Source organism: Sphingomonas aerolata, from assembly GCF_023935825.1.
GTDB classification, from domain to species: domain Bacteria; phylum Pseudomonadota; class Alphaproteobacteria; order Sphingomonadales; family Sphingomonadaceae; genus Sphingomonas; species Sphingomonas aerolata.
In genome coordinates, this window is the sequence record NZ_CP098762.1 from 2565910 (window position 1) to 2587625 (window position 21716).

At 68.7% G+C, this 21716-nt stretch carries 11 protein-coding genes; 9 read left to right on the forward strand and 2 right to left on the reverse strand.

All coding sequences use genetic code 11. The features are described 5' to 3' along the window. Positions 1-32 precede the first annotated feature (32 nt). Genes NEF64_RS11650 through nagE form a run of 4 tightly spaced genes read left to right on the forward strand, consistent with a single transcriptional unit; the run spans position 33 to position 6517 of the window. Complete coding sequence (locus tag NEF64_RS11650; protein WP_056407734.1) at positions 33-1103, forward strand: SIS domain-containing protein; 1071 nt, start codon at positions 33-35, stop codon at positions 1101-1103. Next, positions 1100-2242 carry an N-acetylglucosamine-6-phosphate deacetylase gene (gene nagA / locus NEF64_RS11655; protein ID WP_031395462.1) on the forward strand — a complete coding sequence of 381 codons (1143 nt, stop codon included), beginning with the start codon at positions 1100-1102 and terminating at the stop codon, positions 2240-2242. Before NEF64_RS11650 ends, nagA begins: the two co-directional genes overlap by 4 nt. Before the next feature lie 43 nt (positions 2243-2285). Further along, positions 2286-4787, forward strand: a complete 2502-nt coding sequence (ptsP, locus tag NEF64_RS11660; protein WP_056407731.1) for a phosphoenolpyruvate--protein phosphotransferase — start codon at positions 2286-2288, stop codon at positions 4785-4787. Continuing rightward, positions 4784-6517 carry an N-acetylglucosamine-specific PTS transporter subunit IIBC gene (gene nagE, locus NEF64_RS11665; protein ID WP_056407729.1) on the forward strand — a complete coding sequence of 578 codons (1734 nt, stop codon included), beginning with the start codon at positions 4784-4786 and terminating at the stop codon, positions 6515-6517. The genes ptsP and nagE overlap by 4 nt, the downstream gene beginning before the upstream one ends. A gap of 61 nt (positions 6518-6578) precedes the next feature. Here the strand turns inward: nagE and galA are convergent, their stop codons facing one another. Beyond that, a complete protein-coding gene (galA, locus tag NEF64_RS11670; RefSeq protein ID WP_056407728.1) occupies positions 6579-9506 on the reverse strand; it encodes a beta-galactosidase GalA in 2928 nt (975 codons plus the stop codon). Between the two features lie 22 nt (positions 9507-9528). Beyond that, positions 9529-10266: a GntR family transcriptional regulator gene (locus NEF64_RS11675; protein WP_031396151.1), complete on the reverse strand. Its 738-nt coding sequence runs from the start codon at positions 10264-10266 to the stop codon at positions 9529-9531. Positions 10267-10603: 337 nt separating this feature from the next. Here NEF64_RS11675 and NEF64_RS11680 point away from each other — a divergent pair, with 337 nt between their 5' ends. The 5 genes from NEF64_RS11680 to NEF64_RS11700 are packed head-to-tail and all read left to right on the forward strand — an operon-like array spanning position 10604 to position 21699. Further along, positions 10604-12868, forward strand: a complete 2265-nt coding sequence (locus NEF64_RS11680; protein ID WP_235516441.1) for a beta-N-acetylhexosaminidase — start codon at positions 10604-10606, stop codon at positions 12866-12868. Continuing rightward, complete coding sequence (locus NEF64_RS11685; RefSeq protein WP_252573764.1) at positions 12868-15453, forward strand: beta-mannosidase; 2586 nt, start codon at positions 12868-12870, stop codon at positions 15451-15453. Before NEF64_RS11680 ends, NEF64_RS11685 begins: the two co-directional genes overlap by 1 nt. Further along, positions 15450-17987, forward strand: coding sequence for a glycoside hydrolase family 3 C-terminal domain-containing protein (locus tag NEF64_RS11690; RefSeq protein ID WP_056407721.1), 2538 nt, complete (start codon positions 15450-15452; stop codon positions 17985-17987). The genes NEF64_RS11685 and NEF64_RS11690 overlap by 4 nt, the downstream gene beginning before the upstream one ends. After that, complete coding sequence (locus NEF64_RS11695; RefSeq protein ID WP_252573766.1) at positions 17984-19405, forward strand: glycoside hydrolase family 125 protein; 1422 nt, start codon at positions 17984-17986, stop codon at positions 19403-19405. Before NEF64_RS11690 ends, NEF64_RS11695 begins: the two co-directional genes overlap by 4 nt. Beyond that, positions 19402-21699 carry a GH92 family glycosyl hydrolase gene (locus tag NEF64_RS11700; RefSeq protein WP_056407718.1) on the forward strand — a complete coding sequence of 766 codons (2298 nt, stop codon included), beginning with the start codon at positions 19402-19404 and terminating at the stop codon, positions 21697-21699. The genes NEF64_RS11695 and NEF64_RS11700 overlap by 4 nt, the downstream gene beginning before the upstream one ends. The last annotated feature ends 17 nt before the right edge of the window (positions 21700-21716 follow it).

Sequence of the window (21716 nt, forward strand, 5' to 3'; positions counted from 1 at the left end):
GTCACCGTGCAAGATCCTGAGAGCGAGCTGTCATGACCAACGCCCCCCCCGCCCCCTTGGCGGCACGCGACCCGGAAGCCACGCTGATGTTCAGCGAAGCGGCGGAATCGGGTGCCGCGGTTGCCCGGCTGCTCGCGGCCAATGCCGAAGCCTTTGCGACGCTCGGCGCGAAGGTGCGGGCCGCACCGCCCGCGGTGGTCGTGACCTGCGCCCGCGGATCGTCCGATCACGCTGCGGTTTACGGCAAATACCTGATCTGGACGAAGACCGGCATCCCGGTCGCGGCCGCCGCCCCCTCGGTCGTGTCGTTGTACGACGCAGAGCTTTCCGCGCAGACGACGCTTTGCATCGCCATCTCGCAAAGCGGCCGCAGCCCCGATCTGCTCGCAACCGTCGCTTCGATGAAAGCGGGCGGCGCGCATGTCGTCGCGCTGGTCAATGACGAGACGTCGCCGCTCGCCGCTGCCGCCGACACGCTGATCGCGCTCAAGGCCGGTCCCGAGCGCTCGGTCGCTGCGACCAAATCCTATATCTGCGCGCTCGCGGCACTGGCGGCACTCACCGCGGAATGGGCCGACGACGATGCGTTGCGCGGCGCGGTGGCGGCACTTCCCGCCGATCTGGAGCGCGCCTGGGCGCTCGACTGGTCTAGCGCGATCGAGCCGTTGCGCACTGCTACCAACCTCTTCGTCATCGCGCGCGGCCCGGGCTTCGGCATCGCCAATGAGGCGGCGCTGAAGATGAAGGAAACCTGCGCGCTTCACGCCGAAAGCTTCAGCTCGGCCGAGGTGCGCCACGGCCCGATGCAGCTCGTCGAGGACGGTTTTCCCCTGCTCGCGCTCGCGACCTCCGACGCGGCCGGCGACGGCGTGCGCGACGCCGCGGCCGAGTTTGCGGGGCGCGGCGCCTGCGTCCTGCTGGCCGATGCCGCACGCGACGCGCAGGCCGGCGACGCGACGCTGCCCGCGCTCACCGCGCATCCGGCGATTGAGCCGGTCCTGATGGTCCAGAGCTTCTACAAGCTCGTCAACGCCCTTTCCGTGGCGCGCGGGTTCGATCCCGACGCGCCCTCGCATCTTGCCAAGGTCACGCGCACGCTATGACGACTTTCCGGTTTTCCAACGGCCATATCGTCACGCCGGCCGCTGTCCTCACCGACGCGACGCTGGTCGTCGAAGACGGCCGGATCGTCAGCCTCGACGCAGCGCCCGCTACGGGCACGGCCGTGGAGACGATCGACCTCGACGGGGGCTGGATCATGCCCGGCTTCGTCGACACGCAGGTCAATGGCGGCGGCGGCGTGCTGTTCAACGATGCCACCACGGTCGAGGGGATCGCCGCCATCGGTGCGGCGCATGCCCGCTACGGCACGACTGCCTTCATGGTCACGCTGATCAGCGACACACCCGACGTGATCGCGCGCGCGCTCGATGCGGTTGACGCCGCGATCGACGCCGGCGTGCCGGGCGTGGTCGGCATTCATGTCGAGGGTCCGGTCATCAGTGCGGTCCGCAAGGGCATTCATGATGCGTCGCGCTTCCAGGATCTCGACGACGATCTGATGGAATTGATGACGCGTCCCCGTCGCGGCCGAGTCATGCTGACGCTCGCGCCCGAACGCGTCACCGCCGATCAGGTCGCCGCGCTCACCGCCGCCGGAGTGCTGGTCAGCATCGGTCACAGCGATGCGAGCTATGCAACCGCCGCCGCGGGCATCGCTGCGGGCATCACCGGCGTCACCCATCTGTTCAACGCGATGTCGCCGCTGATCCACCGCGCGCCCGGCGTGGTCGGCGCAGCGCTCGACGACCAGTCGGTCTATTGCGGGATCATCGTCGACGGCTTTCACGTCGATGACGCCGCGTTGCGGATCGCATTGCGCAGCCGCCCGCATGACCGGTTCATGCTCGTCTCGGACGCGATGCCCTGTGTCGGCGCGGCGGACAAGTCCTTCACGATCCAGGGGCGGCCGATCCATGTCGAAGATGGCCGCTGCGTCGGCGCGGACGGCACGCTGGCGGGGTCGGACCTCGACATGACCGGTGCAGTCCGCAATGCGGTCGCACGGCTCGACCTCGCGCCCGAAGTCGCCGCCGCGATGGCATCGACCTATCCGGCTGCGTTTCTAGGCCTGTCGGACACGCGCGGGGCGCTTGCCCCCGGGCAGCGCGCCGACTGGGTGCGGCTGACGCACGATCTCCACCCCCTGGGCACCTGGTTCGGCGGCGTTCCGTCCGCCTGACCGCGCCCCGCTTTACCCCCCTTACGGCACCAAGGACGATCCCATGGCTCCCATCCTCCTGAGCGCGCCGATGCAGGGTTGGGCGCTGCCCATCGACCAGGTCCCCGACGCGGTCTTCGCCGACCGCATGCTGGGGGACGGCGTCGCGATCGATCCGACCGGCGACGGGCTCTACGCGCCCTGTGACGCGACCGTGCTGACGCTGCTCGACAGCGGCCATGCGATCACGTTGCGCACCGCGGAAGGCGCGGAGATCCTGATCCATATCGGGCTCGATACCGTCGCGCTCGGTGGTCGGGGCTTCTCGCCCTGCGTCGCGGTCGGCGACAGGGTGGTCATGGGTGCGCCGCTGATCCGCTTCGATCTCGACCTGCTCGTCCGCGAGGCACGTGCCGTCGTCACGCCGATCATCGTCGTCAATCCCGACCGGTTCGCCATCACGCAGTGCACGACCGACCGGCAGGTCGCGCTCGGCGACCCGCTGATGACGATCGAACCGATTGCCGACATCCGGCCCGACGCCGCCGCAGGAGGCGCGGACGCGGGCGACATCCTGACGCGGACGATCACCGTGCCGCTCGCACACGGGATCCACGCGCGCCCCGCCGCGCGGCTCGGGGCGCTCGCGAAACGCTATACCGCGGACGTCACGGTCACGCGCGATGCGAACACGTCCAGCATCCTCAGCCCGATCGGGCTGCTCGCGCTCGGGGTGCGGTACAACGACCCGATCACGCTGGGTGCGAGGGGCCCCGACGCCGCCGACGCGCTCGACGCGATTGCCGCGCTGATCCTCAGCGGCATGGACGAGGCCGCTCCGGCACCCGCCCCGGCCCCGGCAGCAGCCAGCCCGGTGCGTGCGGCGATCGACGGCGCACTGCTCGGCGTGACCGCTGCACCGGGCCTCGCGGTCGGCAAGGCGCGCTGGTTCCGTCATGCCGAGATCGCGGTTCCCGAACAGGGCCAGGGCATCGCCGTCGAGAATGAGCGGTTCGCGAGCGCGATCACGACGCTCGCCGCGCGGTTTGCCGAGCAGACCCGCCACAGCGCGGGCGCGCAGAAGGCGATCGTCGAGGCGCATGCGGCGATGCTCGACGATCCCGTGCTCCGCGACGGGACGCAGTCGCAGATCGCCGCGGGCAGGAGCGCGGGCCACGCCTGGCGCGCCACGATCCGTCCGCTTGCCGACGCGATGCGTGCCGGCTCCGATGCACGGCTCGCCGAGCGCGCGGACGACATGCTCGACCTCGAACGCCAGCTGTTGGCGGTCCTCGAAGGCGTTGAGACGACCGTCCCGGTCTTTCCGCCTGAGACGATCCTGCTCGCCGACGACCTGCTGCCATCGGACATTCTCGCGCTCGACCGCGCGACGGTGATCGGCCTGTGCGTCGCGCGCGGTGGGCCGACGTCGCATGTCGCCATCCTCGCCGCGACGATCGGCCTGCCCGCTCTGGTCGCGATCGGCCCCGCGCTTGCCCCGCTGGCGGACGGCACGCCCGTCATCCTCGAGGCGAGCGAAGGGCTCATGCGCGTCGATCCCGATGGGGACACGCTTGTTGCCGCGCAGGTCCGGCTCGCCCAAGCCGAGATGCGCCGCGCCGACATGCTCGCGCGCGCCGGCGAACTCTGCCGCATGGCCGACGGGACGCGGATCGAGGCGTTCGCCAATCTCGGATCGATCGGCGATGCCCGTCTCGCGCGCGACAACGGTGCGGAGGGCTCCGGCCTTCTCCGCACCGAATTCCTGTTCCTCGAACGCGAGTCCGCGCCGAGCGTCGCTGAACAGACCGCCGACTATCAGGCGATCGCCGACGCGCTCGACGGTCGGCCGTTGATCGTCCGGCTGCTCGATATCGGCGGCGACAAGCCCGCGCCCTATCTGCCGATGGATGCCGAGGAAAATCCAGCGCTGGGCCTGCGCGGCATCCGCGTCGGGCTCGCCTATCCGCAGATGCTCGAGGATCAGGTCCGCGCGATCCTGTCAGTCCGTCCCACGGGTCAGTGCCGGATCATGGTGCCGATGATCGCCAGCCTCGACGAGCTGCGCGCAGTCCGTGCCGCGGTCGACCGGATTGCCGCCGAGCTCGATCTGCCAGATCGCGTCCCGGTCGGCGTCATGATCGAGACCCCCGCCGCGGCGGTGACCGCGGACCTGATCGCCAGCGAGGCGGACTTCCTGTCGGTCGGCACCAATGATCTGACCCAATATACGCTGGCGATGGACCGCGGCAATCCGGCGGTCGCGCCGGGTATCGACGGGCTCCACCCCGCCGTCCTCCGCCTCATCGCGCAGACCTGCAAGGGTGGCGCGGTCCATGGGCGCTGGACCGGCGTCTGCGGGGGGCTGGCCTCCGAACCGCTTGCCGTGCCGATCCTGATCGGCCTCGGCGTCACCGAACTCTCCTGCGCGCCAGCGATCATTCCGGAGATCAAGGCGCTGGTCGCCACGCTCGGCATGGAGGCCTGCCGCGCGCACGCGACCGCGTGCCTCGCCTGCACCTCCGCCGCCCAAGTTCGAACGCTTGCCCGGGAGTTTGCCGCATGAAGTCGATACTCGAAGCCCTGCAGCCGCTCGGCCGTGCGCTCATGCTGCCGATCGCGGTGCTGCCGATCGCCGGCCTGTTGCTGCGGCTCGGCCAGCCCGACCTGCTCGACATCGCGTTCCTGAGCGCGGCCGGGGACGCGATCTTCTCGCATCTCGGGCTGTTGTTCGCGATCGGCGTCGCGACCGGCTTCGCACGCGACGGCAATGGGGCGGCCTGTCTCGCGGGTGTCGTGTGCTTCCTCGTCGCGACCGAAGCGGGCAAGGTGTTCCTCGCCGTCCCCGCCGACGTCGTCGCGGGGATAGCGACTCCGACGCTTGAGATTGTCGCCGCAGCCTGGAAGGCCAAGGCGATCGCGCGGCTCGACGTGCCGATCGGGATCCTGTCCGGGCTCGCCGGCGGGCTGCTCTACAACCGGTACTCGGCAATCAAATTGCCGGAATATCTCGCCTTTTTCGGCGGGCGTCGGTTCGTTCCGATCGTCAGCGGCGTTGCCGGGCTGGTTTTCGCGGTCATCTTCGGCGCGGGCTTCGGTATCCTGAACGCGGGCGTCGATCAGCTCAGCCTAGCGGTCAGCGGCAGCGGTGCGATCGGCCTGTTCCTGTTCGGCCTGTTCAACCGGCTGTTGCTCGTCACCGGGCTGCATCATCTGGTCAACAACATCGTCTGGTTCGTCGCAGGCGATTATCACGGCACGACCGGCGATCTGCGGCGCTTCTTCGCGGGCGATCCGAATGCCGGCGCGTTCATGGCGGGGTTCTTCCCGGTCATGATGTTCGGTCTCCCCGCCGCCTGTCTCGCCATGTACCACGCCGCGCTTCCTGAGCGCCGCAAGGCGGTCGGCGGCATGTTGTTCAGCCTCGCGCTGACCTCCGCACTGACCGGCGTGACCGAGCCGATCGAGTTCAGCTTCATGTTCCTCGCACCGCTGCTCTATGCGGTCCATGCGGTGCTGACCGGGCTGTCGATGGCGTTGATGAACGCGCTGGGCGTGAAGCTCGGCTTCGGCTTCTCGGCGGGGCTGCTCGATTATGTCCTCAACTATGGCAAGGCGACGCGGCCGTTGCTGCTGCTCCCCGTCGGTGCGGTCTATTTCGCGCTCTATTACGGGCTGTTCCGCTTCTTCATCCGCAAGTTCGACCTCGCCACCCCGGGCCGGGAAGCGGAGGCGAGCGTTGTCGCCGCGGCGCCCGTCGCAGGTGGCCGTGGTGCGGCATTCGCGCAGGCGCTCGGCGGCGGTGCGAACCTGACCACGGTCAGCGCCTGCACCACGCGGCTGCGTCTCATCGTCGTCGATCAGTCCGCGGTCGACGACGCGGCTCTCAAGGCGCTCGGCGCGCGAGGAATCCTGCGCCCATCGAACGCCGCGCTGCAGGTCGTGCTCGGCCCGATTGCAGATGTGGTCGCGGTCGAGATCCGCGATGCGCTCGCCCTGGGCGGTCCTGCAGTTGTCGCCCGCGCTGCGCCCGTCGCGACCGTCGCAGTAGTGCACGACACCACCGCGTTGCGGCTTTCGGACGCGGCCGTTGCCGCACTCGGAGGCAAGGACAATATCGTCACCGCGAGCCGCCACCCCGGTCGGGTGCGGATCGAACTGGCCGACGCTGCGGCGATCGACGAACCGCGGCTCGCTCGGCTCGGGCTCCGCGCCACCGCACGCCCCGCTGCCGGTCAGTTGCACCTGCTCGGGACCGACGCGACGCTCGCGACGCTGATCCACACCGCCGCCTGATGCCCATTCCGCCCGTCCCTTCGGCATCGGCCGGGGGACGGGCGGTACGGCTCAGCCCTTGTTATCGTGCGCGCGGTTCCAGCGTCACGCCGCCGACGAGCCCGGACGCGACGCCCGGCGCCGCCTCGACCAGCACCGCGATCTTCCGCACGCCGCCGCCCGGCGGCACCGCCGCCTCGAACGGTCCGACCGATGCGGCGTCCTTGACCGCGACCCGCGTGCCGTCGACCCAGAGCTCCGCACGCCCGGCGATCGCTGCAAAGCGGATCACGCCCCCCTCCTGCGCAACCCGCCGCCACGGCGTGACCGTTGTGCGATAGATGCGCCAGCGGCCCGCGCGATCCGGATCGACCGGGGTCCCGCTGCGCACGAACGCCCAGCTGTTATTGTCGCCATCGACCGGCGCCAACGCAGGATCGGGCCGCGTCGCCATCGCCTGCGAACGCCGCCACTCGCGGATCGCCATCGCAGCTAGCGTCACGGCGACCTGCGCAGGCGGCGCGAGACCCGCGCGATCGATCGTCAGCCGTGCCGGCTTGAGGCCCGGCGCGGTTGCGGTCATCACGATCCGCCCCCGCCCCTCGCCCGCCTGGACGATGACCTGCGCGAGGCCGTTGAACAGCGACCGGGCATTGCCCTTCTCGCTCTCATGGCTGTTCGGATCGCCATTCCCGATCCCGATGATAGCCGCCCCCTCGACCGCGAACCGCGTCGGCAGGTTGGCGGTCGGCACGTGGCGTCCCGCCGCATCGACCGCGTCGATCGTCACCGGCTGCGCATCCTCGCCATCACCCGCCATCACCGTCCGCGCCGGCGTCAGCCGCAGCGCGACCGGCGGACCGGCGGTCTCATGCGCCGCGCGCGCCACCGGCGAACCACCGCGCCGCGCGATCACCTCGATCCGCCCGGGGGCATAGGGCACGACGAATTCATTCCCCATGATCCGGTCGACCGCCGCCTCGCCGACGACCCGGCCGTTCAGCCGGACCTCGACGCGCTCGGCATTGCTCATCACCAGCAGCGTGACCGGCTGGCCTTCCCGCCCCGGCCAAGTCCAGTGCGGGGCGATGCTCACCACCGGCGCGGTATCGACCCAGTGCGCGCGGTGGATGTCGAACGCGGTCTTGGGAAAACCGCACAGGTCGAGGATGCCGAAGAAGCTCGAGATCGTCGGCCATTCATGCGGGGTCGGCTCGCCGTGATAATCGAACCCCGTCCACACGAAGCCACCCGCGACGAACGGCCGCTCGGCGATCTTCTTCCAGGTGCCGCGATGCGTATCCCCCCAGCTCGCCGCCTCGACGTCATAGGACGACTGGACATGCCGCGCCGGATCGCTGGCAAAGGCCCCACGCGTCTCATAGGCGCTCGTATCCTCCGAGCTCGTGATCGGCTTGGTCGGGTTGAGCTGGTGAAAGCGATCATAATCGCCCTGATAATAGTTGAACCCCGTCACATCGATTTCGCTCGAGACGTTGACGGGATCGAAAAAGGCGCCGTTCATCGCCGCGGTCACCGGCCGGCTGTCGTCGAGCGCGTGCGTCGCATGGACCATCCGCCGGAGCATCTCGACGCCGGCCTCCGTCCCCTGCATCGGCTCCTCGTTGAACAACGACCACAGGATCACGCTCGGATGGTTGCGATCGCGCCGTACCATCCATTCGAGCTGTGCCATATAGTCGGGCGCCGGGTTGAACTGGCGGTTCTCATCCATCACGACGAACCCCATCTCGTCGCACAAGTCGAGCAGTTCGGCCGCCGAGGCATTGTGCGAACAGCGGATCGCGTTGCAGCCCATCGCCTTCAGCCGTTCAAGCCGCCAGCGGACCATCGCGTCGGGGATCGCGGTGCCGACGCCCGCATGGTCCTGATGCAGGCACACGCCTTTCAGCTTCACGGGCTGCGCGTTCAGGAAGAAGCCCCGGTCCGCATCGAAGCGGATCGTCCGGAACCCCACGCGTGTCCGCCGCTCGTCGATGACGCTGCCGTCGCGCATCACACGCGTGAGAACGGTGTAAAGCGTCGGGGTCTCGATCGACCACAAGCGGGGCGCCGTCACCGGCATCATCAGCGTCGTCACCACCGGATCGAGCGGCGCGACGGTCGCCGCCGCGCGCGCCGTCGCGACCGGTTTGCCGTCCGGGCCGAGCAGGATCGTCTCGATCGTCACGCCGACCGCAGCCCGCGCGATGCTGCCGATCGTCACCGCGACCGGCACGTGCCAGCCCCCCGCCGGGTCGCGGCGCGGATCGCAGTGCACGCCGTCGGTGACGATCGCGACCGGCGCGCGCCGGATCAGCCATACATGCCGGTACAGGCCGGCGCCTTCATACCACCAGCCTTCCATCGCGGTGGCGTCGACGCGCACGACGATCATGTTCAGATCGTCGCCGAACCGCGCAAACGGGGTCAGGTCGATCTCGACGCTGTTATAGGCGGACCAGTTGTGCGCGACGACGCTGCCATTGACCCAGATCGTCGCGTTGCTCGCGATCCCGTCGAACCGCAGCGCGATCGTCTTGCCGCGATCGTCCGCCTCCAGCCGCAGCGTCCGCCGGTACCAGCCGATCCCGCGCCGGCGATAGCCCTGCGAGATATTCGCGTCGCGCTCGAACGGCTGCGCGGACGCCCAGTCGTGCGGCAACCGGACCGGCGTCCAGTCCGAATCGTCGAACGCCATCGCCGCGGCGCCGAGCGCGTTGCCCGCCTTCACGCTCAGATAGGTCGCATTATGCCCCTCGGGCGCGGGCGTCGCGACATCGCCTTCATGAAACACCCAGCCGCGTTCGATCCGGGTGCAGGACGGATCCTGAACATGCATCGCGGGCGGCAGTATCCGCGACGGCGCGGGCATCGGCAACGCGCCGGCCTCGCCTGCCCGCCGACCCGGGCCAGCCCCGGCAGCGGCAGCGGCAAAGGCGTCGGTCGGGCGGACGACGACGCCGACACCGGCGCCCGCCGTGCCGATAAGGAGCTGGCGTCGGTTCATGGCAGTCTTTCGGTGTAACGGATCAGATGTCGGCCAGTTCGGCGACGAAGTCATAGGCGTCGCCGCGGTAATAGGAGCGCGTGAATTCGGCCGCGCGTCCGTCGCGCAGGAAGCCGCGGCGTTCGATCAGCAGCCCGGCATGACCGGCATCGACCCCCAGCATTCGAGCATGCTCGCCCCCGAACGGCACCGCCCGCAGCCGCTGCAGCGCGCGCACCGGTCGGCTCCCCGCCGCTTCGAGCGCGGCATAGAGCGAGTCCGTCACGCCATCGACCGAGGTCAGGCAATAGCCCGCGATGGTCGAGAATTCGAGCGCCATCGCCTCCTCGTCGGCATAGCGGATGCGGTTGAAGCGGAACACCGGCGCGCCCGGCGACAGGCCGAGCGCCATCGCCTCTTCGGGGTTCACCTGGCCGGCCGATCGCGAGATCCAGGTGCTGCTCGATGTCCGGCCGCGCGCCGCCATGTCCTCGCTGAACGACGACAGTTTCGAGAAGCTCTTTTCGACGCGGCCGGCGACGAACGTGCCCGCACCCCGGCGCCGGGTCAGCAGCCCTTCCTCGACGAGCCCGCCGATCGCCTTGCGCACGGTGATGCGCGAGACGTCATATTCGATCGCCAGATCGCGTTCGGCGGGGATCGCATTGCCCTGGACGAGCAGCTTCTCGCCGATCGCGTTGCGGATCAGATCCTGCAACTGAAGATAGAGCGGCGACGGATTGCCCTTGCGAAAGCGTCCGATATCATCGGAAAACGCCATGTACCCCCCTTTGACTGGCAGCCCGAAGCGCGCCACACCCTGTCCTGGCGCGGGAGGATAGCCAAAGCACAGCCGCGCGGCAACCAGACCGACGCCAAGGATTATATTGGTATTTCCGTTCAAAACGGGTCGCTGCTACCAGATCTGTCGGAAAGACGGGCAAACATCATCGCGGCTCGGCGGAAGGTTTCGGGACATCGGCCAATCAACGGCTTGTGTCTGGACCTATATTGGTTACATTCCCCGACTAGCGGCCGTGAGGAGCCGGTTACCGGGAGCAGAAATCATGCGGTCAAACGCACCCCCCCGTTTCGGATGCGCGCTTATCGCGACCGGCATGATGCTCGGCACCACCGGCGTGGCCGATGCGCAGGACCGCCTGCCGCTCGTCCCGCAACCCGCAGCGATGACGCGCGGAACCGGCGCCGTGACGATCGCGACGGGCAGCACGGTGTCCGCCAATCCCGGCGATGCCGGCACCACCGCCGCCGCCCGTCTGCTCCTCGCCCATGTGAAGGTCGAACGCGGCCTGACGCTGGCAACCGGCGCGCGCGGCGTGATCCGCATCGATCGCGACGCGGCGATCAAGGGCGCGGAAGCCTATCGTCTGACGGTCGATGCGTCCGGCGTGCGGATCGCGGCGTCGGGCGATGCCGGGCTCGTCTATGGCGCGATGACGCTGGCGCAGCTGATCAGCCCCGATCGCGCCTTCGGCCAGCCCGTCCGGATCCCAGCGGTCACGATCGACGATGCCCCCCGCTTCGGTTGGCGCGGGCTGATGATCGACACCGCACGGCATTTCCAGTCGCTGCCCTCGCTCTATGCGATCGTCGACCAGATGGCGTCGGTGAAGCTCAACACGCTCCATCTCCACCTCACCGACGATCAAGGCTGGCGGTTCGAGGTCAAGGCCTATCCCCGGCTGACCGCGATCGGCAGCGTCCGGACGTCCCCCTCGACCGGCGAGGCGCCTGGCACGCAGGTCGGCGGCTTCTACACGCAGGACGAGCTGCGCAAGCTCGTCGCCTATGCAACCGAGCGCGGCATCGTCATCGTCCCCGAGATCGACCTGCCCGGCCACGCCCAGGCGCTCGTCGCCGCGTATCCCGACCTCGGCGTCCTTGGCGACACGCCGAAGGTCAGCAGCGACTGGGGCGTGAACCCCTATCTCTTCAATCCCGGCCCCAAGGGCATCGCCTTCGTCAAGACGGTGCTCGACGAGATCATGGCGGTCTTCCCCGGCACCTATGTCCATCTCGGCGGCGACGAGGCGGTCAAGGATCAGTGGGAACGCAGCCCCGAAGTCCAGGCGCAGATGGTAAAGCTCGGGATCAAGGACGAGAACGGGCTGCAGAGCTGGATGATCGACCAGTTCGGCGAATATCTTGCCAGCAAGGGCCGCCGCCTGATCGGCTGGGACGAAATCCTCGAAGGCGGCCTCCCCGCCTCCGCGTCGGTGATGTCGTGGCGTGGCGAAAAGGGCGCGGTCGAGGCCGCGAACCAGAACCACGACGTCGTCCTCTCGCCTGCACCGACGCTCTACCTCAACAGCCTGCAAAGCGATCGCAGCGACGAACCGCCGGGCCGAATCGACATCCAGTCGCTCGAGACCGTGTACAAATACGAGCCGATGCCCGCGGGGATCCCCGCCGACAAGGCGCATCACGTGCTCGGTGCACAGGGCAATCTGTGGAGTGAGTACATCGTCACGCCCTATCAGATGCAGCATCTGATCTTCCCACGCGCCGCCGCGCTCGCCGAGATCACCTGGTCGGGCAAGGACAAGCGCGACTTCGGCAGTTTCCTTGAGCGGGTCCAGCCGCAGATCGGCCGCTGGCGCACCTCCGGCATGCAGGTCGCGGACAGCGCGTTCGCAGTCGGCTATACGCTCGCCGGCACACGCGGCGATGCGTTGCGCACCAAAAACGCCAAGGTCTGGCTGGCGACGCAGGCGCCCTATGGCACGATCCGCTACACACTCGACGGCAAGGCCCCCGGCCCGCGGTCGCCCGCCTATACGGCGCCGCTGTCGATCAAAGCCGGGGTCAAAATCCGCGCCGCCGCGTTTGATGCCGCCGGCCAGCAGATCGCCGAGCCACGCCTGTTCGATACCGGCCGTCAGGCACTGCTGACGCGCACTGCCTCCGACATGGTCGCCTGTCCCAAGGGATCGCTCGCGCTACGCGTGCCGCTGACGCCCGAGGCGCAGGCAAATGCACCGGTCTACAATATCGACCTGTTCGACCTGTGCACCGCCTATCCCGCCGCGCCGATGGATATCGCCAAGGGCTTCACGATCGATATCGCACGACTGCCGCGTCATTATGCGCTCGCGCATGAAGATACCAAGCTGCGCCGGCACTATAACGTCACCCCGCACGGCGAGTTGATCGTGCTCGTCGGCTGCACAGTGGCGGGTGCCAAGCCCGTCGTCGCCGGCACCTTCCCGCTCCCCGATCCGGCAACTGCCGCCACCCGGTTCAGCGTCAAGGGCCGCCTGCCCGCGCTGACCGGCGACCGCGACATTTGCCTGCAATTCACCTCCCCAACGTCCGATCCCTATTATGCGGTCGAGCGGATGCAACTCACGGAGACACGCTGATGCGTCGCTGGTTCCTACTCCCTCTCCTCGCACTCGCCTCGCCCGCGATCTCGGCCCCGAAGACGGTGGTCACGCTCGACCGCGACTGGCAGGTCCGGATCGATCCGACCGACACGAGCGCGGTCGCCGCGCACAAGCGCGAGGCGAAATGGCTCGCGGCCACGGTGCCGGGATCGGTCCAGCAGGACCTGATCTCCGCGCGCCGCGTCCCCGATCCCTACAAGGGCATGAACGAGGCGGCGATCCAGTGGGCCGGGCTGACCCGGTGGCAGTTCCGCCGCGTGCTCGACGTCACGCCGGCGATGCTCGCGCGCGACCATCTCGATCTCGTATTCGACGGTCTCGACACCTTTGCGACCGTCACCGTCAACGGCACGCCGCTGCTGAAGACCGACAACGCGCACCGTCGCTGGCGCGTGGACGCGAAATCGGCGTTGAAGGCTGGCCGCAACGAGGTGCTGGTGACGATCGCTTCGCCGATCCGCACACTGCAGCCGATGGTGCTCGCCGAAAAGCATCCGCTTCCCGGTGAATATGACAGCGCGTTCGGCGACGAGCCCAAGGGCAAGCAGACCTCGCCTTATATTCGCAAACCCAAATATCATTACAGCTGGGACTGGGGTCCCCGGATCGTCAATATCGGCATCTGGCGCCCGGTCCGTCTCGAAATTTGGGACGAGGCGCGGATCGAGACGTTCCGGGTCGAGCAGGAGGATCTGAGCGACGCCGAGGCGCGGATCGCGGCGAAGCTCGACATCGTCGCCGACACGCCCGGTCGCACCACCGTGCACGCGGTGGTCACGGGCCCCGACGGCAAGGCCGTCACGGTCGACCGTAGCGTCACGCTCGCCGCCGGCAGCAACAGCGTCTCGCTACCGCTGACGATCGCCGCGCCGCAGCGTTGGCAGCCGATCGGCTATGGCGCGCAACCGCTCTATACCGTCACCGCCTCGCTCGCCGGCGCGGACGCGACCGCAGAGGACAGTGTCACGCGGCGGATCGGCCTGCGCACGGTCGAACTGATCCGCAAGGACGGCAGCTTCGGCTTCAAGGTCAACGGCACGCCGATCTTCGCCAAGGGCGCGAACCTGATCCCGTTCGACATGTTCCCGTCACGCGTCACCCCCGCCTATATGCAGACGATCCTGAAGGGCGCAGCGGACGCCAACATGAACATGATCCGCGTTTGGGGCGGCGGCTATTATCTCGACGACGCGTTCTACGACTTGGCCGACCGCATGGGGCTGATGGTGTGGCAGGACTTCATGTTCGGCGGCAGCGTCACGCCGCCCGATGCCGCGTTCCGCGAGAATGTCCGGATCGAGGCCGAGCAGCAGGTCGCGCGGATCGGCTCGCATCCCTCGGTCGTGATCTGGGCCGGCGGCAACGAAGTGCTGTCGGGCTGGGAGAACTGGTCCGATCGCAAGGCGTTCAAGAAGGCGGTCGGCGCGGATGAGCAGGAGCGGATCGGCGCGGGCATGGCGGTGCTGTTCGACCGCGTGCTGCGCCAGGCGGTGACGAAATATTCGCCCGGCACGCCCTATTGGCCGGGCTCCCCCTCGACCGATTATGAGGGCCCGACCGACACCGACACGAACGGCGATCGCCATTTCTGGGATGTCTGGTCCGGATCGAAACCGGTCGAACGCTATCTCGACAGCTGCCCGCGCTTCATGTCGGAATATGGGTTCCAGGCGATGCCGGACCTCGCGACGATCCGCGCCTTCGCGGGCAAGGGCCCGCTTGCCGCAGACAGCCCGGTGATGAAGGCGCATCAGAAGTTCCTCGCCGGCGAGGGCAATGAGCGGCTGCTGATGTATCTACGCGATCGCCTGCGCCCGGCGAAGGATTTCGCCGATCTCGTCTATCTGACGCAGGTCAACCAGGCCGAGGCGATCCGCATTGCCGCCCTCCATCACCGTGCGTGCCGCCCGGTGACGATGGGGTCGCTCTACTGGCAGCTGAACGACGTCTGGCCCTCGATCAGCTGGGCGAGCATCGATCATGACGGCCAGTGGAAGCTGCTGAACTATGCCGCGCGGCGCTTCTTCGCACCCCAAGCAATCGCCGCGGAGCACAAGGATGGCGCGACGCGGATCTCGCTGATCTCCGACGCGACCACGCCGATCGCCGCGCGCTGGCGGGTGCGCGCGATGGACATGGCGGGCGCCGTGCTGAACGACACCACCACGCCCGCGACGCTGCCGCCGCTCTCGTCGACGCTCGCCGCGACGCTCCCCGACGCGACGCTTTTCGGCAGTGCCGCGCCGGGGACCAGCTATGCGGTCGCCGAGCTGATCGTCGGCGACACGGTCGCCAGCCGTGCGATCATCGAACGCGCGTTGCCCAAGGACATGGCCTATCCCGATCCGGGCCTGAGCGTCACCTGGTCGGGCTCGACCGCAACGATCACCGCCAGCCGCTTCGCCCGCGCGGTCATGCTCGATTTCGGCGACGTGGCGGCGCAGCCCGCCGACGACGGGTTCGACCTTCTGCCGGGCGAGACGCGGACCGTCGCCGTTGCGTCGGACGCGTCGCCTGCCACACTGCGCAAAGCGCTCACCTTGAGGACCCTTGCCCGATGATCTGGCTCCTGCTCGCCTCCGCCGATCCCGTCGCCACCGCGGTCGCCACCATGTCGATGGAAGAGAAGGCCGCGCAGCTGCAGAGCACCGCGCCCGCCGATCCGAAGCTCGGCCTGCCCGCCTATGACTGGTGGAACGAGGGACTGCACGGTCTCGCGCGCAATGGTCATGCAACCGTGTTCCCGCAGGCGGTCGGCATGGCCGCGACCTGGGATCCGGTGCTCGTCCGCAAGATCGGCGACGTCGTCGCGACCGAGGCACGCGCGCGCTTCAACGCGAAGCCCGCCAATGCCGATCGCCGCATCTATGAAGGGCTGACGATCTGGTCGCCCAACATCAACATCTTCCGGGATCCCCGCTGGGGGCGCGGGCAGGAAACCTATGGCGAGGACCCGTATCTGACCGGGCGGCTCGGCGTCGCCTTCATCGGCGGCCTCCAGGGCCCCGACCCGCTCCACCCCAAGGTCGTCGCCACGCCGAAGCATTTCGCGGTGCACAGCGGCCCCGAGGCCGGGCGCGACAGCTTCGACGTCGACCCCAGCCCGCAGGATCTGGAAGCAACCTACCTGCCCGCCTTCCGTCAGGCGGTGACCGAGGGCAAGGCGCTCTCGCTGATGTGCGCGTACAACTCGATCCACGGGGTGCCCGCCTGCGCGTCGTCGCCGCTGATGGTCGACCGGCTGCGGCGCGACTGGGGCTTTACCGGCTTCACCGTCTCGGATTGCGACGCGGTCGGTAATATCAGCACCTATCACCACTACCGGCTCGACACGCCCGGCGCAGCGGCGGCGGCGATCAGGGGCGGCACCGACCTCAATTGCGGCACCGCCTATGCCGGGCTCCCCGCCGCGGTCCGCCAGGGCCTGGTGAGCGAGGCCGAGGTCGACACCGCGCTAACGCGGGCCTTCCGCGCCCGCCGCGCGCTGGGCATCGCGTTCGGCGGCGACAGCCCGTGGAGCAAGATCGGCACCGATCAGGTCGACACCCCCGCGCACCGTGCGCTCGCACTCGAAGCGGCGCGCAAATCGATCGTGCTGCTCAAGAACGACGCCAGCCGCCTGCCGCTCAAATCGGGCAGCCGGATCGCGGTGATCGGCACCAATGCCGACGATATCGGCGTGCTCCAGGGCAATTACCACGGCACCGCCGTCGCCCCGGTCACCCCGCTCGACGGTATCCGCAAGCAGTTCGGCGCCGCCAATGTCCGCTATGCCCAGGGCTCGGTGCTCGCCGACGGCGCGCCGGTGGTGGTGCCCGAAACCGTCTTCCCACAGGGTCTGAAGGCGGAGTATTTCGCAGGTACCGGGACGACCGGCGGCACGCCGGTGCTGACGCGGACCGAACGCCGCATCGATGCGGACCTCAACCGCGTCAGTCCGGCGCCCGGGCTTGGCCGCAGCTTTGGCGTCCGCTGGTCGGGTGTCTTCACCCCGCCCGCCGCGGGTGACTATACGCTGGTGATCGACGTCCCGGCGTGCTGGAAGGACTGTTCGGTCCATGACGTCGCACGCCTCTGGATCGGCGGCCGCCAGCTCACCGCCGGCGAGATCAAGAAGGGCCGCGTCGAGATCCCGGTCTCCAGCGACGGCAAACCCGCCGTCTTCCGCCTCGAACTCGATCACCGCAGCGACGACGAGGGTATCCGCCTGCTCTGGACGCCGCCCGCCGCGCCGATGCTCGCCGCCGCCGTCGCGGCTGCAAACGCGTCGGACGTCGTCGTCGCGGTGATGGGCCTGTCGCCCGATCTCGAGGGCGAAGCGCTGTCGGTCAGTGTCCCCGGCTTCGTCGGCGGCGACCGCACCGACATCGGGCTTCCGCTCGCGCAACAGGCGCTGCTGAGAGCACTGCGCGCGACCGGCAAACCCGTCATCCTCGTCCTGACCAGCGGCAGCGCGGTGGCGGTCGATCCGTCGCTCGCCGACGCGATCCTGACCGCCTGGTATCCGGGCCAGGCCGGCGGCACCGCGATCGCCGAGACGCTGGCGGGGCTCAACAACCCCTCGGGTCGCCTCCCCGTCACCGTCTACAAGTCTGCCAGCGACCTGCCCGCCTTCATCGACTATACGATGAAAGAGCGCACCTATCGCTATTTTACAGGCAAGCCGCTCTGGGGCTTCGGCCACGGGCTGAGCTATACCAGCTTCGGCTATGCCGCGGCAAAACCCAGCCTCACCGTCGCCGCCGGCCAGCCGCTCACGCTCGCGGCGAAGGTCTCCAACACCGGCGCGCGCGCGGGCGAAGAGGTGGTTCAGGCCTATCTCGTCCCGACCGCGACTACCGGCGGCGGAGCGACCACCGCGGTGCTCCAGCGCCAGCTCGTCGGCTTCGACCGCGTCGCGCTCAAGCCCGGCCAGTCGCGCACCGTCTCGTTCGCGCTCGATCCCCGCTCGATGAGCAGCGTCGCGCGTGACGGCACGCGCACGATCCAGCCCGGCGCCTATCGCCTCTATGTCGGCGGCGGCCAGCCCGGCGACGGAGAGGGACAATGGACCGACCTGACGATCACCGGCGCAGCGGTTGGGCTGCCCAAATGATCGATCGCCGTTCGTTGATCGCCGGCGGGCTCGCGCTCGTCGGCACCCCTGCTTTTGCCGCCCGCCCGAACCTGCCCTCCAAGCGCCCCGCCGTCGCCGACCGTCTGTTCAAGAGCCGGGCGGTGGAACGCGAGATCGCCCGCGTCTCGGCCCGGATCGCCGATCCGAAGCTGCGCTGGATGTTCGGCAACTGCTATCCCAACACGCTCGACACGACCGTGCGGATGTCGACCATCGGCGGTGCCCCCGACGCGTTCGTCATCACCGGCGACATTCCCTGCCTGTGGCTGCGCGACAGCTCGGCGCAGCTCCGCCCCTATCTCCACCTCGTCCGCAACGATCCCGCACTGCGCACCGTGTTCCGCGGGCTGATCGCCCGCCAGTCGCGGTCGATCCTGCTCGATCCCTATGCCAACGCATTTCTCGAAGATCTCGCTGGCAAGACCGAGCTGAGCTGGGCGCTGCACGACCAGACCGATATGAAACCGGGTGTTGCCGAGCGCAAATGGGAGATCGACTCACTCTGTTACCCGATGCGTCTCGCTTATGGCTATTGGCAGGCGACACGCGACGCCACCCCGTTCGACGCGACCTGGGCGGAGGCAGCACGCGCCAGCCTGCGCACCTATCGCGAGCAGCAGCGCAAGGACGGTCGCGGACCCTATAGCTTCCTGCGCGCCTCGAACCGCAATACCGAGACGATGGCGCTCGAGGGCTGGGGCAATCCCGCCAAGCCGAACGGCCTGATCCAGTGCGGTTTTCGTCCGTCCGACGATGCCTGCCTTTATCCCTATCTGATCCCGGCCAATCACTTCGCGGTGACGACGCTGCGCGAACTGGCCGTCGTCGCGAAGGAAGCGCGCAACGATACCGCGCTCGCCGCCGATGCCACCGCGCTCGCGGCGGAGGTCGAGACCGCGCTCAACGCGCATGGCAAGATGCGGCTGCGCGACGGCCGCGAGGTCTGGGCCTATGAGGTCGACGGGTTCGGCAACGCGGTTTTCATGGACGACGCCAACGTGCCGTCGCTGTCCGCGCTCGCCTATATGGGCTGCGTTCCTGCCACCGACCCGCTCTGGCGCCGCACCGCCGACGCGGCATGGAGCGACGCCAATCCCTATTTCTTCAAGGGCACCAAGGCGGAGGGGATCGGCGGCCCGCATGTCGGGCTCGACCAGATCTGGCCAATGTCTCTGATCATCCGCGCGCTTGCCGGCGCCGACGACGCGACCGTCCGCAGCTGCCTCAGAATGCTGCGCGATACGGATGCCGACACCGGCTTCATGCACGAAGCGTTCGACAAGGACGATCCCACCAAGTTCACGCGCAGCTGGTTCGCCTGGACAAACGGACTGTTCGGGGAACTGCTCGTCCATCTTGCCGATACCCGCCCTGCGCTGCTGGCGGCGCCGTTATGAGGCTCACGCGACGTGCGTTGCTCGGCTCGACCGGTGCGCTGGCGCTGAGCGGCGCGATGCCGGCCTTTGCCGGCCGGTCGCGCGCGGTGCCCGATCTGTGGATCGGGACCGGCGGTGACGGCCATACCTATCCCGGCGCGACCGTGCCGTTCGGCATGGTCCAGGTCAGCCCCGACACGGATACGGAGAACTGGGCGAACTGCTCGGGCTATCATCGCGGTGACCCGTCGATCATGGGCTTTTCGCATACGCATCTGTCGGGCACCGGCATCGCCGACATGATGGACGTGCTCGTCGTCCCTGCGCGCGGCCCGGTCAAGCTGCGCCCCGGCGCACCCGACAAGCCCGGCGAAGGCTATCGCCAGACCTATGCGCAGGAAAGTGCCGAGCCCGGCTATTATGCCTGCACGCTAGGCAACGGCGTCCGCTCCGAACTCACCGCCGAAGCGCGCGTCGGCTGGCAGCGGCACCGCTTTCCCGCCGGCCCCGGGCATCTCCTGATCGACCTCGGCAATTACCGCGACAGCCGCCCGGGCGAAGGCCCGCTGATCGACGACAGCCGGATCGAACTCGAATCCGACGGCATCCTGATCGGCAGCCGCCGCACCTTCCGCTGGGCCAAGGGGCGCCGCATCCACTTCGCGATGCAGGTCTCGCGCAAGCCCGACCGGATCACGCTCCATGCGGGCGACCAGGTCGTCAACGGCGCGATCGCGACCGCCGACCGCGTGCGCGCGGTATTGCATTACGACGATGCGGGCTCCGCCCCGATCGTCGTGCGCACTGCGGTCTCCGCGGTCGACATGGCGGGCGCACGGACCAACCTCGCCGCCTCGGCCTCGCGCGACTTCGATGCCGCGCGGCGCCAGGCGATCGGCGACTGGGCCGATGCGCTCAAGACCGTTAAGATCGACGGTGGCAGCGACGACCAACGCGTCGTCATGGCCACCGCGCTCTATCATGCGATGCTCGCGCCGACGCTGTTTTCGGATGTCGACGACCGCTATGTCGGGCTCGACCGGCTGGTCCACAGCGTCCCCAAGGGCGAACAGGCCTACAGCACCTATTCGACCTGGGACACCTACCGCACGCTCCACCCGCTGCTGACGCTGGTCGCGCCCGATCGCGCGCGGTCGCTCGTCCGCGACCTGGTCCGCCAGACGCAGCAAAGCGCCTATGGCCCGCCCTGCTGGCCGCTCCAGGGGGTCGAGACCGGCACGATGATCGGCTGGCATTCGGTCGCGATCATGGCGGAGGCCGCGGCCAAGGGCATCGACGCGGACTATGCCGCCGCCTGGCCTGCGATCCGCACGCGCGCGTTCGACGCCAAGGCCCCCGACCTCGTCAACAGCCGCGCGCGCGGCACCTATATCGCGCGGGGCTATCTGCCTGCCGATCAGGTCGACGAGTCGGTCAGCCGGACCCAGGAATATGCCTATGACGACTGGGCGATGGCCGCCCTCGCGGCCAGGGCCGGGGCGACCGACGACGCGGCCCGCCTGCGTGAGCGCAGCCGGAACTATCGCAACGTGCTCGACCCGACGATCGGCCTGGCGCGGCCCAAGCTTGCCGATGGCAGCTGGCTGACGCCCTATGACCCGATCCAGCTCGGCCATATCAAGCGCTACCACGACTTCACCGAAGCCAATGGCTGGCAGACGACCTTCCTCAACCAGCATGACCTATACGGCCAGATCGCGCATTTCGGTGGCGATGCGAAGTTCGCCGCACGCCTCGACGCGCTGTTCGCTGCGCCCTCGACGCTGCCCAGGGACGCGCCGCCCGACATTTCGGGGCTGATCGGCCAATATGCGCACGGCAACGAACCCGATCAGCACGTGCCCTATCTCTACGCCTATGTCGGCCAGCCCTGGAAGACGCAGGCGCTGGTCCGCAAGATCCTGACGACGATGTACAAGCGCGCGCCCGACGGGATCATCGGCAACGATGATTGCGGGCAGATGAGCGCCTGGTTCGTGATGTCAGCGCTCGGCCTCTACCCGGTCGATCCAGTCGCGGCGGTCTATGTGTTCGGCTCGCCGCTCTTTACACGCGCCGAACTCAAGGTCGGGGGCAAGCGCAAGGTCGTGATCGAGGCGCCGGGCAACCGCATCGATACGCCCTATGTCACCGCGGTCACCTGGAACGGCAAGCCCTGGACGAAAAGCTGGATCGCGCATGCCGACCTCGTCGCCGGCGGTACGCTGCGCTTCACCATGTCCGCCACCCCCGATCCGGCGTTCGGCGCGAAGCTCGCTGACCGCCCCCCCTCGTTCGGGCGCCCCGCCGCCTGAATTCCCATGGAGACGAT

Coding starts and splice junctions, on each gene's coding strand:
- NEF64_RS11650 (WP_056407734.1), top strand. CDS start 33: ATGACCAACGCCCCCCCCGCCCCCTTGGCGGCACGCGACCCGGAAGCC.
- nagA (WP_031395462.1), top strand. CDS start 1,100: ATGACGACTTTCCGGTTTTCCAACGGCCATATCGTCACGCCGGCCGCT.
- ptsP (WP_056407731.1), top strand. CDS start 2,286: ATGGCTCCCATCCTCCTGAGCGCGCCGATGCAGGGTTGGGCGCTGCCC.
- nagE (WP_056407729.1), top strand. CDS start 4,784: ATGAAGTCGATACTCGAAGCCCTGCAGCCGCTCGGCCGTGCGCTCATG.
- galA (WP_056407728.1), bottom strand. CDS start 9,506: ATGAACCGACGCCAGCTCCTTATCGGCACGGCGGGCGCCGGTGTCGGC.
- NEF64_RS11675 (WP_031396151.1), bottom strand. CDS start 10,266: ATGGCGTTTTCCGATGATATCGGACGCTTTCGCAAGGGCAATCCGTCG.
- NEF64_RS11680 (WP_235516441.1), top strand. CDS start 10,604: ATGATGCTCGGCACCACCGGCGTGGCCGATGCGCAGGACCGCCTGCCG.
- NEF64_RS11685 (WP_252573764.1), top strand. CDS start 12,868: ATGCGTCGCTGGTTCCTACTCCCTCTCCTCGCACTCGCCTCGCCCGCG.
- NEF64_RS11690 (WP_056407721.1), top strand. CDS start 15,450: ATGATCTGGCTCCTGCTCGCCTCCGCCGATCCCGTCGCCACCGCGGTC.
- NEF64_RS11695 (WP_252573766.1), top strand. CDS start 17,984: ATGATCGATCGCCGTTCGTTGATCGCCGGCGGGCTCGCGCTCGTCGGC.
- NEF64_RS11700 (WP_056407718.1), top strand. CDS start 19,402: ATGAGGCTCACGCGACGTGCGTTGCTCGGCTCGACCGGTGCGCTGGCG.